Source organism: Streptomyces sp. NPDC051018 (genome assembly GCF_044456085.1).
Taxonomy (GTDB): domain Bacteria; phylum Actinomycetota; class Actinomycetes; order Streptomycetales; family Streptomycetaceae; genus Streptomyces.
This window is the reverse complement of the sequence record NZ_JBITFN010000008.1, coordinates 303,889-317,119: the sequence shown is the minus strand read 5'-3', so window position 1 is coordinate 317,119 and position 13,231 is coordinate 303,889. Positions and strand designations below refer to the sequence as shown.

General features: G+C 70.9%; 10 protein-coding genes and 1 pseudogene. 2 read left to right on the top strand and 9 right to left on the bottom strand.

Going from position 1 to position 13,231, the window contains the following annotated elements:
* Positions 1-2: 2 nt before the first annotated feature.
* Complete coding sequence (locus tag ACIBCM_RS16945) at positions 3-719, bottom strand: MBL fold metallo-hydrolase (protein WP_399243803.1); 717 nt, start codon at positions 717-719, stop codon at positions 3-5.
* Positions 720-876: 157 nt separating this feature from the next.
* Here ACIBCM_RS16945 and ACIBCM_RS16940 point away from each other — a divergent pair, with 157 nt between their 5' ends.
* Positions 877-1,668, top strand: coding sequence for a peptidylprolyl isomerase (locus ACIBCM_RS16940; RefSeq protein ID WP_399243800.1), 792 nt, complete (start codon positions 877-879; stop codon positions 1,666-1,668).
* Positions 1,669-1,855: 187 nt separating this feature from the next.
* Positions 1,856-3,085, top strand: a complete 1,230-nt coding sequence (locus ACIBCM_RS16935; RefSeq protein ID WP_399243798.1) for a DUF349 domain-containing protein — start codon at positions 1,856-1,858, stop codon at positions 3,083-3,085.
* A gap of 111 nt (positions 3,086-3,196) precedes the next feature.
* Here the strand turns inward: ACIBCM_RS16935 and ACIBCM_RS16930 are convergent, their stop codons facing one another.
* From ACIBCM_RS16930 to ruvC, 8 genes and pseudogenes are all read right to left on the bottom strand, one after another.
* Positions 3,197-5,758, bottom strand: coding sequence for a RelA/SpoT family protein (locus tag ACIBCM_RS16930; protein WP_399243796.1), 2,562 nt, complete (start codon positions 5,756-5,758; stop codon positions 3,197-3,199).
* A gap of 159 nt (positions 5,759-5,917) precedes the next feature.
* Entirely contained in the window at positions 5,918-6,463 is a 546-nt protein-coding gene (locus ACIBCM_RS16925) for an adenine phosphoribosyltransferase (RefSeq protein ID WP_399243794.1), read from the bottom strand.
* Positions 6,460-7,572 (bottom strand): protein translocase subunit SecF, encoded by a 1,113-nt coding sequence (secF, locus tag ACIBCM_RS16920; protein WP_399243901.1) that lies wholly within the window; start codon positions 7,570-7,572, stop codon positions 6,460-6,462. The genes ACIBCM_RS16925 and secF overlap by 4 nt, the downstream gene beginning before the upstream one ends.
* 2 nt (positions 7,573-7,574) lie before the next feature.
* A complete protein-coding gene (gene secD / locus ACIBCM_RS16915) occupies positions 7,575-9,341 on the bottom strand; it encodes a protein translocase subunit SecD (RefSeq protein ID WP_399243792.1) in 1,767 nt (588 codons plus the stop codon).
* A 145-nt stretch (positions 9,342-9,486) separates the two neighbouring features.
* Positions 9,487-9,954, bottom strand: coding sequence for a preprotein translocase subunit YajC (gene yajC, locus ACIBCM_RS16910; RefSeq protein WP_399243790.1), 468 nt, complete (start codon positions 9,952-9,954; stop codon positions 9,487-9,489).
* Between the two features lie 167 nt (positions 9,955-10,121).
* Positions 10,122-11,210 (bottom strand): Holliday junction branch migration DNA helicase RuvB, encoded by a 1,089-nt coding sequence (ruvB, locus tag ACIBCM_RS16905; RefSeq protein ID WP_399243788.1) that lies wholly within the window; start codon positions 11,208-11,210, stop codon positions 10,122-10,124.
* Positions 11,211-11,605: 395 nt separating this feature from the next.
* On the bottom strand, positions 11,606-12,229 hold the full coding sequence (gene ruvA, locus ACIBCM_RS16900; RefSeq protein WP_399243786.1) for a Holliday junction branch migration protein RuvA: 624 nt from the start codon (positions 12,227-12,229) through the stop codon (positions 11,606-11,608).
* Between the two features lie 344 nt (positions 12,230-12,573).
* Positions 12,574-13,182 (bottom strand): annotated as a pseudogene (gene ruvC / locus ACIBCM_RS16895) (crossover junction endodeoxyribonuclease RuvC); the annotation flags it as partial.
* Positions 13,183-13,231 lie beyond the last annotated feature (49 nt).

Sequence of the window (13,231 nt, the reverse complement as noted above, 5' to 3'; positions counted from 1 at the left end):
CGTCACATTCCTCGTCGGGGAGGCTCGAAGCTCCCGGGGCCGGCGGCGACCTCCCGCAGATACGGGTTGGTGGCGCGCTCACGGCCGATGGTCGTCTGGGGACCGTGTCCCGACAGCACCACGGTCGAGTCGTCGAGCGGCAGACACACGCGTGCCAGCGATTCGAGCATCTCGGCCGGGTCGCCACCGGGCAGGTCGGTGCGTCCGACGGAGCCGGCGAAGAGCAGGTCGCCCGAGAAGAGGACCGGGGGGATGTCGCGCTCCCCACCGGTCGCGGGCGTCCTGAACGTCACCGACCCCTTCGTATGGCCGGGCGCGTGCGACACGGTCAGCTCCAGCCCGGCGAGCTTCAGCAGGGAGCCGTCGGTCAGCTCGTGCACATCGGAGGGCTCCCCCACGGTCAGCTCGCCCATGAGCTGGGCGCCGAAGGCACGCCCGAGGGCCTTCTCCGGATCGCTCATCATGTAGCGGTCGGCGGGGTGGATCCAGGCGGGCACATCGTGTGCGCCGCACACCGGGACGACCGAGGCGACATGATCGATATGGCCGTGGGTGAGAATCACGGCGACGGGCTTCAGCCGGTGCTTCGCGACCGCTTCGGCGACGCCCTCGGCGGCCTGGTGGCCCGGGTCGACAATCACGCACTCCTCGCCCGCGGCGGGGGCGACCAGATAGCAGTTGGTCCCCCAGGCCCCGGCGGGGAACCCGGCAATAAGCACGATCGTCCTCGGAGTGGTTTGGGGAGGGGCATTCTCGCTGTCTGGATTGCAGCAGATCAGAGCCTACCGGCGCTGCTGCTCGCACAGCCAACCCGTATACGGTACGGGCACACCTGTCCGGTCGTGGCAGGCGAGGCAGAAGAGGAGCGCAGACTCGGTGGTCAGCAGCGATCAGCGGCGACGGCAGCTCGCCCGGGAGAAGTTCGAGCGGCAGCAGAAGCGCCGGGCCCAGGCCCGCAGAAGGAAGCAGCGCAATACGGTCATCGCGGCGGCGGTCGCCGTGGTGCTCGCGGCGGGCGCGGCGGCCTACGCGTCGATCGGGCTGTCGGACAACGGCGACACCGGCGACCGGGCGTCCGACGAGCCGGCGGCGCAGCCGTCCACTCCCGCTCCGGCCGAGTCCAAGGTGCCCGAGCCCGCGCTGTCGATCGACAGGAAGGCCGCGTACACGATGACGCTCACCACCGGCCAGGGGGCGGTCGGGATCGCGATGGAGGCGTCGAAGACCCCGCGCACGGTGAACTCGTTCAAGGCGCTCGCGGACAAGGGCTACTTCGACGATATGAAGTGCCACCGGCTGTCCACGCAGGAACCCTATGTGCTCCAGTGCGGCGACCCGAAGGGCGACGGCACGGGCGGTCCCGGCTACAACATCCCCGACGAGAATCTGAAGGCGCTGGGCAAGGCGGGCGCGGACGGCAAGGTTCCCTATCCGGCGGGGACCGTGGCGATGGCCAACACCGGGCAGCCGGATTCGGGAGGCAGCCAGTTCTTCATGGTGTACAAGGACACGCGGCTCCCGCCGTCGTACACGGTGTTCGGAAAGATGGACGCCGCGGGTCTCAAGACCGTGCAGGACGTGGCGAAGGCCGGAGTCGAGGGCGGGGCCGAGGACGGTGCCCCGGCCACGGCCGTCACCATCCGCAAGGCGACGGTGACCAAGGGCTGACACACCGGGTGCCCCAGGGGGCGGCCACGGCTGGGAGGCCGGGAATTTCGGCCGTGCTGAGTGCGGACAGCCGGGCGGCCGTTCGCCTAGATTGGCGTTGTGCAGGGCGGGCGCGGCTCGCCCCAGGAAACTGTGGACGATGCCCGGGGGTGAATCCCCTCGGCGGGCATCAGGTGGAGGAGGCGCTGTGAGCAGCGACCCGTGGGGCCGTGTCGACGAGACGGGCACCGTGTACGTGCGTACAGCCGACGGCGAGAAGGTCGTCGGATCGTGGCAGGCCGGCACTCCCGAGGAGGCTCTGGCCTATTTCGAGCGCAAGTACGAGGGACTGGTGGTCGAGATCGGCCTCCTCGAACGGCGGGTGAAGACCACCGATCTGTCGGCGAAGGACGCCCAGACGGCGATCGACCATCTGCGGCAGCAGGTGGACGAGCACCATGCCGTGGGTGATCTCGGCGCGCTCTCCCAGCGTCTCGACGCGCTGGTCGAGGCGGTCGACAAGCGCCGCGAGGAACGCAGGGTCCAGCGCGCGAAGCAGAACGACGAGGCCCGTCAGGCCAAGGAGTCGCTGGTCACCGAGGCGGAGGAGCTGGCGCAGAGCGAGCAGTGGCGGGCGGCCGGTGAGCGGCTGCGGGCGCTGGTCGACACCTGGAAGGGGCTGCCCCGGCTCGACCGGAAGTCGGACGACGAGCTGTGGCACCGCTTCTCCCACGCCCGCTCGGCGTTCTCCAAGCGACGCAAGGCGCACTTCGCCTCGCTGGACGCGCAGCGCGAGGAGGCCCGCAAGACCAAGGAGAAGCTGGTCGCCGAGGCCGAAGCGCTCTCGGGTTCCACCGACTGGGGTACCACGGCCGCGCGCTACCGCGATCTGATGGCGGAGTGGAAGGCCGCCGGCCGGGCGCAGCGTGAGGCCGAGGACGACCTGTGGAACCGCTTCCGGGGTGCGCAGGACATCTTCTTCGCCGCGCGCAGCGGGGTCTTCGCCGAGCGGGACGCCGAGCAGGGCGAGAATCTGAAGCTCAAGGAGGAGCTGGCGGCCGAGGCCGAGAAGCTGGTGCCGGTGACGGATCTGAAGGCCGCGCGTGCCGCCTTCCGGGGCATCAACGAGCGCTGGGAGGCGATCGGGCATGTGCCGCGTGACGCCCGGCCCCGGATCGAGGGCCGGATGCACGCGGTGGAGCGGGCGCTCCAGGAGTCCGAGGAGAACGAGTGGCGCCGTACGAACCCGGAGGCCCGGGCGCGGGCCGCGGGGCTCACGGGTCAGCTCCAGGCGGCGGTGGACAAGCTCCGCTCCCAGATCGACACGGCACGGGCGGCGGGCAACAACGCCAAGGCGGACAAGCTCGCCAAGGAGCTGGAGGGCCGCCAGGCCCTGCTGGACCAGGCCCAGAAGGGCCTTGAGGAGTTCGGCGGCTAGCGGCTTTCGATCGCTGTACGTGCTCCGCACCCGGCCCCCGCCCGGAACACAACACCGGCGGGGGCCGGGTGCCGGGGGCCGCGTATGGTCCGGGGCCGCGGTAGCAGCCCGCTAGGGCCGCCGTGCCGAGGTGACCCGGTAGACGTCGTACACACCCTCCACGCCCCGCACCGCCTTGAGCACATGGCCCAGGTGCTTGGGGTCGCCCATCTCGAAGGTGAAGCGGGAGGTCGCCACCCGGTCGCGGGAGGTCTGGACCGCCGCCGACAGGATGTTGACGTGCTGGTCGGACAGAACCCGGGTGACATCGGACAGCAGCCGGGACCGGTCCAGCGCCTCGACCTGGATGGCGACCAGGAAGACCGAGGACTGGGTGGGCGCCCACTCCACGTCGAGCATCCGCTCCGGCTGCTGCGACAGCGAGTCGACGTTGACGCAGTCCGCGCGGTGGACCGACACTCCGCTGCCCCGGGTGACGAACCCGATGATGGGATCGCCCGGCACGGGCGTACAGCAGCGGGCGAGCTTGACCCACACGTCCTCGACGCCCTTGACGACCACACCGGGATCCGCGTTCGACCGCCGCTTGCGGCCGCGCGAGGGCGGCGCGGACTCGGCGATGTCCTCGTTGGCGGCCTCCTCGCCGCCGAGTGCCTGGACCAGCTTCTGCACCACGCCCTGCGCGGCCACATGGCCCTCGCCGATCGCCGCGTACAGGGACGAGATGTCGGGGTAGCGCATCTCGTGGGCGAGGGTGACCAGGGAGTCGCCGGTGAGGATGCGCTGGATGGGCAGATTCTGCTTGCGCATGGCGCGCACGATGGAGTCCTTGCCCTGCTCGATCGCCTCGTCGCGCCGCTCCTTGGAGAACCACGCGCGGATCTTGTTGCGCGCCCTCGGTGACTTGACGAAACCGAGCCAGTCGCGGGAGGGGCCCGCGCCCTCGGCCTTGGAGGTGAAGACCTCCACCAGATCGCCGTTGTCGAGGGTCGATTCCAGGGGGACGAGCCGCCCGTTGACCCGCGCTCCTATGGTGCGGTGCCCGACTTCCGTATGGACGGCGTACGCGAAGTCCACCGGGGTCGCGCCCGCCGGAAGCGCTATGACATCGCCCTTGGGCGTGAAGACGAAGACCTCGTTGCGGGAGAGGTCGAAGCGCAGCGACTCCAGGAACTCCGAGGGGTCCTCGGTCTCCTTCTGCCAGTCCAGCAGCTGGCGCAGCCACGCCATGTCGTTGACGTGGTCGTCCTTGCCGGACTTCCTCGGCACGTCCGTGCGCACCTTGGACGCACCGGCGACGGCTTCCTGCTTGTACTTCCAGTGCGCGGCGATGCCGTACTCGGCGCGGCGGTGCATGTCGAACGTACGGATCTGGAGTTCGACGGGCTTTCCGTTGGGGCCGATGACCGTCGTGTGCAGCGACTGGTACATGTTGAACTTCGGCATCGCGATGTAGTCCTTGAACCGGCCGGGGACCGGGTTCCATCGCGCGTGGACGGTGCCGAGGGCCGCGTAGCAGTCGCGGACGGTGTCGACGAGGACACGGATGCCGACCAGATCGTAGATCTCCGCGAAGTCACGGCCGCGGACGATCATCTTCTGGTACACGCTGTAGTAGTGCTTGGGCCGTCCGGTGACGGTGGCCTTGATACGGGCCGCGCGCAGATCGGACTGGACCTCGTCGGTCACTATGGCGAGGTATTCGTCGCGCTTGGGGGCCCGCTCGGCTACGAGCCGGACGATCTCGTCGTACATCTTGGGGTAGAGGATCGCGAAGGCGAGATCCTCCAGCTCCCACTTGATGGTGTTCATGCCCAGCCGGTGGGCGAGCGGCGCGTAGATCTCCAGGGTCTCGCGGGCCTTCTTCTCCTGCTTCTCCCGCTTGAGATAGCGCATGGTGCGCATGTTGTGGAGGCGGTCGGCCAGCTTGATGACCAGGACGCGCGGGTCCTTGGCCATGGCGACGACCATCTTGCGCACGGTCTCGGCCTGCGCGGCCTCGCCGAACTTGACCTTGTCGAGCTTGGTGACACCGTCGACGAGCAGCGCTACCTGGTCGCCGAAGTCGCGGCGCAGGGTGTCGAGGCCGTACTCGGTGTCCTCGACCGTGTCGTGGAGCAGCCCGGCCATCAGGGTGGCGGGGTCCATGCCCAGCTCGGCGAGGATGGTGGTGACGGCGAGCGGATGGGTGATGTACGGGTCGCCGCTCTTGCGCTTCTGGCCCCGGTGCCAGCGCTCGGCGACCTGGTACGCCTTCTCGATCTGGCGGAGCGTGGACGTCTCGATCTTGGTGTCATTGCTGCGGACGATCCGCAGCAGCGGCTCCAGGACCGGGTTGTACGGGGAGGAGCGCTGGACGCCGAGACGGGCGAGGCGGGCTCGGACCCGGTTCGACGACCCTCCGGAGCGGGAGGCGGCGGCCGGGCCGGGCCGGGGCGCGGGTGAGGGGGCCGGGCGGGGCCGGACGCCGGAGGTGGGCGGCGGGGTGGGGGCGGAGGGCTTCGGACCCGGTGCCGCTCCGTTCGCCCGCTCGGGTACGGCCGGGCCGGGCTTCCCTGCCGCCTGGGCCGGCGCGTTCCCGGCCTGCTTGTTCTCGGGCGTGACGGCGGCCGCCGCGGCCTCGTCGGCCTGCTGGCCGGGCCGGGCGGTGGCGGGGCGGGCCTCGTCTGGCAAGAGAGCTCCTCGTGCGGTTCCGGGATCCCCCCGGTCAGGTCCGGAGAGGCCATCGTATCGACCTCGCAGTCCTGGTGCCCCCGAGGCGGAAACAGACCCCTGGGGTCCCGGAATTCCCGGGACCCCAGGGGTCGGGTGTCTCGGCCGCCGAAACGGCCCTCACAGAACGAGCAGCGCCTCCAGCGGAGCACCGCGCAGGGCGGGCTCCAGACGCTCACGGCCGCCCAGGAAGCCCAGCTCCATCAGGACGGAGATACCCGCGACCTCCGCTCCGCCCCGGCGGATCAGCTCGATCGCCGCGCCCGCCGTGCCACCGGTGGCGAGGACGTCGTCGATGACCATGACCCGGTCGCCCGGAGCCAGGTCCTCGGCGTGCACCTCGATCTCGGCGGCGCCGTACTCCAGGTCGTACGCCTGGGAGAGGGTCGCCCCGGGGAGCTTGCCCGCCTTGCGCACCGGGATGAAGCCCAGCCCGGCGCGCACCGCGGCGGGTGCGGCAAGGATGAAGCCGCGTGCCTCCAGACCGACGACCTTGGTGGCCCCGTGGCGCACACACAGCTCGGTGAGCGCGTCGGTCAGGACGGTGAAGGCCTTCGGGTCGGCGAGCAGGGGGGTGATGTCCTTGAACACCACTCCGCGCTGCGGATAGTCGGGTACGTCGCGGATGCGGCTGAGCAGCAGCTCCTCGGGACCGGTCGTCGTCATCGGCGCCTGCCTCCCGAGGAACGGCCCCGGCCGCGTCCGCGCTGCCCCACGACACCGCCCGACGCGACGGCCGCCGCGGCGTCACCGGGGATCGCGTCACCGGGCTCCCCGGAACCGTCGGAGCGGGGTTCGTCCTGGTGCTCTCCCCGGGCGCGCTTGGCGAGCACCCGCTTGCGCAGGGCCTTCATCTGCGGGTCGCGCTCCTTGAAGTCCGCGACGAGCGGTGTCGCGATGAAGATCGAGGAGTACGCGCCGGCCGCGAGGCCGACGAACAGCGACAGCGAGATGTCGTTCAGCATGCCGGCGCCGAGGAAGCCACCGCCGATGAACAGCAGACCGGCGACCGGGAGCAGCGCCACCACGGTGGTGTTGATGGAACGCACCAGGGTGCCGTTGAGGCTGCGGTTGGCGATCTCGCTGTAGGTGAAGCGGGTCTGTTTGGTGATGTCCTTCGCGCCCTCCTTGAGTCCGTCGAAGACGACGACGGTGTCGTAGAGGGAGTAACCGAGGATGGTGAGCAGACCGATCACGGTTCCCGGTGTGACCTCGAAGCCCACCAGCGCGTACACACCGACGGTGATCGTGAGGTCGTGGATCAGCGCGATGAGGGCCGCGAGGGCCATACGCCACTCGAAGGCGATGGCCAGATAGATCACCACGAGGATCATGAAGACGGCCAGACCGGTCCATGCCTTGTTGGCGATCTGCTCGCCCCAGCTGGGGCCGACCAGCTCGGCGTCGATCCGGTCGGCGGCCATGCCCATGTCCTTGGCCAGCTCGCCCTGGACCTTGGTGGCCGCCGCGGTGTCCAGGTCGCTGACCTGGATGCGGAGGGTGCCGTTGCCCAGCTTCTGGACGATGGCGTCGTGGCCGGACGCCTCCTCCGCGTACTCCTTGGCGTCGGTGACGGAGACACTCGTCTTGGGCGTGGTGAAGACGGCCCCGCCCTTGAACTCGATGCCCATGTTCAGACCCCGCACCGCCAGGCCGACGATGGCCGTGATGGTGATCAGGATCGAGACCGCGTACCAGAACTTCCGCTTGGCGACGAAGTCGTAGCCGATCTCGCCGCGATAGAGCTTGGCGCCGATGCTGCCGAGACGCGACATGCTCACGCCTCCTTCGGTTCGGTGGGGGCGGAGGTGCGGCGTGAACGGCGCAGCGGGGGCTGGACCCCGAGCCGCTCGGGGGAGAGTCCGGACCAGGGGTGGCCGCTCGCGAAGAACTTCGTCCGGGCGAGCAGGGTCATGACCGGCTTGGTGAAGAAGAACACCACGACCACGTCGAGCAGGGTGGTCAGGCCGAGCGTGAAGGCGAAGCCCTGGACCTTGCCGACGGTGACGATGAAGAGCACCGCGGCGGCGAGGAACGACACGAAGTCGGAGACCAGGATGGTGCGCCGGGCGCGCGGCCAGGCGCGCTCGACGGCCGGGCGCAGCGTACGGCCCTCGCGGATCTCGTCCCGGACCCGTTCGAAGTAGACGATGAACGAGTCCGCGGTGATACCGATGGCGACGATGGCGCCGCAGACCGCCGGCAGGTTCAGCGCGAAGCCGATGGCGGGGCCGAGCAGGGCCATCAGGGTGTAGGTCAGGATCGCGGAGGCCAGCAGGCTGAGGATCGCGATCATGGCCAGACCGCGGTAGTAGACCACCAGATAGATGATGACCAGCGCGAGCCCGATGGCGCCCGCGATCAGACCGGCCCGCAGCTGCTCACCGCCGAGGGCGGCGCTGACGGTGGTGACGCTCTGCTCCTCGAAGCTCAGCGGCAGCGCGCCGTAGGAGAGGATGTTGCCGAGGTCCTGTGCGGACTGCTGGTCGAAGTTGCCGGAGATCTCGGCGTTCGCGCTGAGCGTCTGCTTGACCTCGGGGGCCGAGACGACCTCGCCGTCGAGGACGATCGCGAACTGGTTCTGCGGGGACTGCTGCGACGACAGCTTGCCGGTGATCTTCTCGAACTTCTTCGAGCCGGACTTGGTGAAGTCCATGGTGACGATCCACATGCCGCGCTGCTGGTCGAGCTGGCCCTTGGCGTCGTCGACGTCCTTGCCATCCACCTCGGCGGGGCCGAGTACGTACTTCTCCCAGGCGCCGGCGCCGTTCTTGCCGCAGGCCACCGTGGTGTCCTCGGGCTTGGAGTTGCTGCCGGCGGTGGAGCGGGACTTCGGGTCGGTGCAGTCCAGGGCGGCGAACTGCTTCTCCAGCGCGGCCGCGGCGGCGGACTCGCTCGGGTTGGGCTTCGGAGTCTCGGCCGGGTTCGGGGTCTCGGCCGCCTTCGGCGTGGCGCTGCCGGAAGGGGGCGGCGTCGGGGCCTTCAGGCCCTCGGTGACGGCCCGGCCCTGGGGGCTGGAGCTACTGCTGGGGGATCCGGAGGGGGGAGTCGCCTTGTCCTTCTCACCCTGCTTTGGCTCGCCCTCCTTGTCGGAGGCCGAGGCACTCGGAGAGGGTTGCGCACCGGAGGGACCGCCCGCCGCTACGGCGAGCACCGGTCTGAAGTACAGCTGGGCTGTCGTACCGACCTGTTTGCGCGCCTGCTCGGAGTTCGTCCCCTTGGGGATGTTGACGATGATGTTCTCGCGGCCCTGGGTCTGGACCTCGGCCTCCGAGACTCCGAGTCCATTGACACGGCGCTCGATGATCCCGACCGCGGTGTTCATGTTGGTCTCGTTGACCGCGCTTTCCTGGCCTGGTTCCGCCTTGGCCTTGAGCGTGATCGTTGTTCCGCCCGCGAGGTCGATGCCCAGCCGGGGGGTGGTGTGCCCGGACAAGAACATCCCGCCGGTCAGCGCGACCATGGCGATCAGGATGAGAACCAGGGTGCGCCCCGGCCTCCCCTGTGACCCCGCGGGCCTGCGGCCCTTTTTAGGTGCTGCCACCTTCTCGTTTCTCCCTGTCCGACCGCCCCGCGCCGGGTGTGCGCCGGGGCGGCCGCTAAGTGTTGTGGGGACCCGCCCCCGGAGAAGTCAACACGACCGGGGGACCACCGGGCACCGGTCGGTGCCCCCGCAGTCCCCGTCATGGCTACTTCTCGCCGTCGGACTTGCCGTCCTTGGACTCCGCGGTCTCACCGGCACCGGCGTCCCCGGATGCGGCGGCCTCGTCCGAAGCGGCCGGCTCGTCCTTCTTGCCCAGGTCGATCTTGGCGTCCTCGGAGGACTCCGTCAGCGAGGAGGCGTCATCCGGCACGACCGGGGTCTCGTCGGAGGTGTCGCCGTGGACGATGCGGTTGTACTCGTCGTCGTCGAGGACCGCGCCGATGGCGTTCTTCGCGTAGACGGCGTGGACGCCGGGGGCGACCTCGAGGAGCACGGTGTCGTCGTCCATCTCCTTGACGGTCGCGTACATGCCCCCGATCGTCCGCACTCCGGTGCCTGGCTGCATGGAGTCGCGCATCTGCGCCGCCTGCTGCTGCTTCTTCTTGGCGGACCGGGTCATCAGGAACATGGCCCCGATGAGCACGATGAAGGGGAGGAAGGTCAGGAGACTCACGGGAAGAAACTTCCTTCACACGACCGCGTCGACTGAGGCGGCCTATCTACGGGGGTGGGCACGCCGACCTGATAAGGGCGGCATCGGCGGAGTCTAAGCGAGTCCGCATCGTTGGAACAACGCCCGGCGTCCCCCCGTAGTTCCTGGTCTGCGCCGTAACCGCGCCGTCACGCCCCGAACAGACCCTGTTGTCCGCTTGCGCCCGGGGCCTGCTGGGGCGGTACGAGCCCGAGGTGGGCCCAGGCGGCGGGCGTGGCGATCCGGCCACGGGGAGTACGCGCGAGCAGTCCCTCCCGTACGAGGAAGGGCTCGGCGACCTCCTCGACGGTCTCGCGCTCCTCGCCCACGGCCACCGCGAGGGTCGACAGACCCACCGGGCCGCCGCCGAACAGTTTCAGCAGGGCCTGGAGCACCGCGCGGTCGAGCCGGTCGAGTCCTCGGGAGTCGACCTCGTACACCGCGAGGGCCGCCGCCGCGACCTCCAGGGTGATCAGGCCGTCCGCCTTGACCTGGGCGTAGTCCCGGACACGGCGCAGCAGCCGGTTGGCGATACGGGGGGTGCCCCGGGAGCGGCCGGCGATCTCGGCCGCGCCGTCCGCCTCGATCTCCACGTCGAGCAACTGGGCGGAGCGGTGCAGCACGCGCTCCAGCTCGGCGGGGTCGTAGAACTCCATATGGGCGGTGAAGCCGAAGCGGTCGCGCAGCGGGGGTGGCAGCAGACCGGCCCGGGTCGTGGCCCCCACCAGGGTGAACGGGGGAAGCTCCAGCGGGATGGCGGTGGCGCCCGGCCCCTTGCCGACGATCACGTCGACCCGGAAGTCCTCCATCGCCATGTACAGCATCTCCTCGGCGGGCCGGGACATGCGGTGGATCTCGTCCAGGAAGAGGACCTCCCCCTCCTGGAGGGAGGAGAGGATCGCCGCGAGATCACCCGCGTGCTGGATGGCGGGGCCCGAGGTGATACGGATCGGGGCCTGCATCTCCGCGGCGATGATCATGGAGAGTGTGGTCTTGCCGAGTCCGGGCGCGCCGGAGAGCAGGACGTGGTCGGCGGTCGCGCCACGGGCGAGTGCGGCCTTCAGGACCAGGTCGAGCTGTTCACGGACCCGCTCCTGGCCCACGAACTCGTCCAGCGACTTGGGCCGCAGCGCCGCCTCGACGGCCTGGTCCTCCCCGTCGGCGGACGCGCCGACGAGCCGCCCGTCGACGGCGGGGTCCTGATCGTCGGGGCCGGCGGTGCTGTCGTACCGGTTCACTGCGCGAGTGCCTCATGTGATCGGGCGGCGGGGCCGCGGCTCGGGTGGTGCGGTCGGATGGTGCGTCGGGGCGGCGGGGCGCCGGTCGTGTCAGCCGGGAACGCTGGGGCCGGTGGGACGGACGTGGGTCGGGGGGTGCGGGCGGTGGTGAAGCCCGCGCGCCGTCCGCTCCCGGGGCCCGGTGCTGCCGGACGGGTCCGGGGCCGGGCCGCCCGGTGCGGCCCACCCGTTGATCCGTCCCGGGTCGGGGCCGGCCGGAGTCCCGGGCTCATGAGTCGGCCCGCCCCGCCGGAGTGGTGCCGGTACCGGACCGGTCCGGCGGCCCTCCCGCCCGAACCCGGGGTGCCGGGCGCCCCCCGGCGCGGCTCCGCCCGGACGGGAGTGGCACCGGCCCCTCACCTCGTACGGTTCAGGGTCTGGAGCGCCGACTTCAGCAGCACTCCCACCTGGGGATCGCCGCCGGACGCCTCGGCCTGGGGCACGACCGCGGCCACCGCTTCCTCGGCCTCGCGAGCGGCGTACCCGAGTCCGATCAGGGCGCTGTGGAGCTGGTCGCGCCAGGGCGCGGGCCGCCGGGCGGAGGTGCCGGTGCCCTGGAGGCCGATGCCGGTGCCGAGAGGGGCACCGAGACGGTCCTTCAGCTCCAGCAGAAGCTTCTGCGCGCCCTTCTTGCCGATGCCGGGGACGGCGGTCAGCGCCTTCTCGTCGCCGGTGGCGACCGCGACCCGCAGGGCGTCGGGGGTGTGCACCGCGAGCATCGCCTGGGCCAGCCGGGGGCCCACTCCGCTCGCCGTCTGGAGCAGTTCGAAGACCTGGCGCTCGTCGTCGTCGGCGAAGCCGTACAGGGTGAGGGAGTCCTCCCGGACGACGAGGGAGGTCGCGAGCCTGGCCTCCTGGCCGAGGCGCAGCCCGGACAGGGTGTCCGGGGTGCACTGGACGGCCATACCGATGCCGCCGACCTCGATCACCGCGGTCGTGGGCGCGAGGGCGGCGACCGGGCCACTGACAAAGGCGATCATGCGGTACGGCCTTTCGATACGTGCCGGGCGGTCGGATCGGCCTGAACGGACTGACGGGACTGACCAGGCTGAGGAGTTCCGGCCCCGGAACGGACGGACACGCCGTGCCGGGCGGAGGCGGAGGCGGCGGCGCGGCCCGAGGCGTTGTCCCGGGCAGCGTCCCCGGACCCGGCGGACGTACCGGACCCTCCGGCGGAGGACCGGGGCCGGGTGGAGGTGCCGGGCAGCCCGGCGGGGTCTTCGGGCCCTGCGGAGGTGTCGGCCCCGGGCCCGGCGGACGGATCGGCGCGGGTGGTGGCGTCGGCGGGTCGGGCAGCGGCCCCGGGCCCGGACCCGGCAGAGGTGCCCGTGCGGGTGGAACTACCGGGAGGCCGGGCAGGGGCCCCGGACCCGGTGGACGTACCCGGCGGCCCGGCGGCGGCAGGCGGGTCCCGGCGGGTGGAGGTGTGCCGGGCCACGGCCTGCTGGAGCCGGTTCTGCGCGGGCGCGCGCCAGATGTGGCAGATCGCGAGCGCGAGCGCGTCCGCCGCGTCCGCGGGCTTCGGCGGCGCGTCGAGTCTCAGCAGCCGGGTCACCATCGCGCCGACCTGTGCCTTGTCGGCCCGGCCGCTGCCGGTCACCGCGGCCTTCACCTCGCTCGGGGTGTGCAGGACGACGGGGATGCCACGGCGGGACGCGCAGAGCATGACGACCGCGCTGGCCTGGGCGGTGCCCATCACCGTACGCACATTGTGCTGGCTGAACACCCGCTCCACCGCGACCCGTTCGGGCCGGTGTTCGTCGAGCCAGAGCTCGATGTCCCGCTCGATGGCGACGAGTCGGGCACCCAGTTCGGCGTCCGGCGGCGTACGGACGACACCGACGCCGAGCATCGTCAGGGGGCGGCCCGCGACACCCTCGACCACACCGACACCACAGCGGGTCAGCCCCGGGTCCACCGCGAGCACTCGCACGCCACCCCTCCTTCGTTCATCTGTTTGTGCAGGCTATCCGCTCGCACTG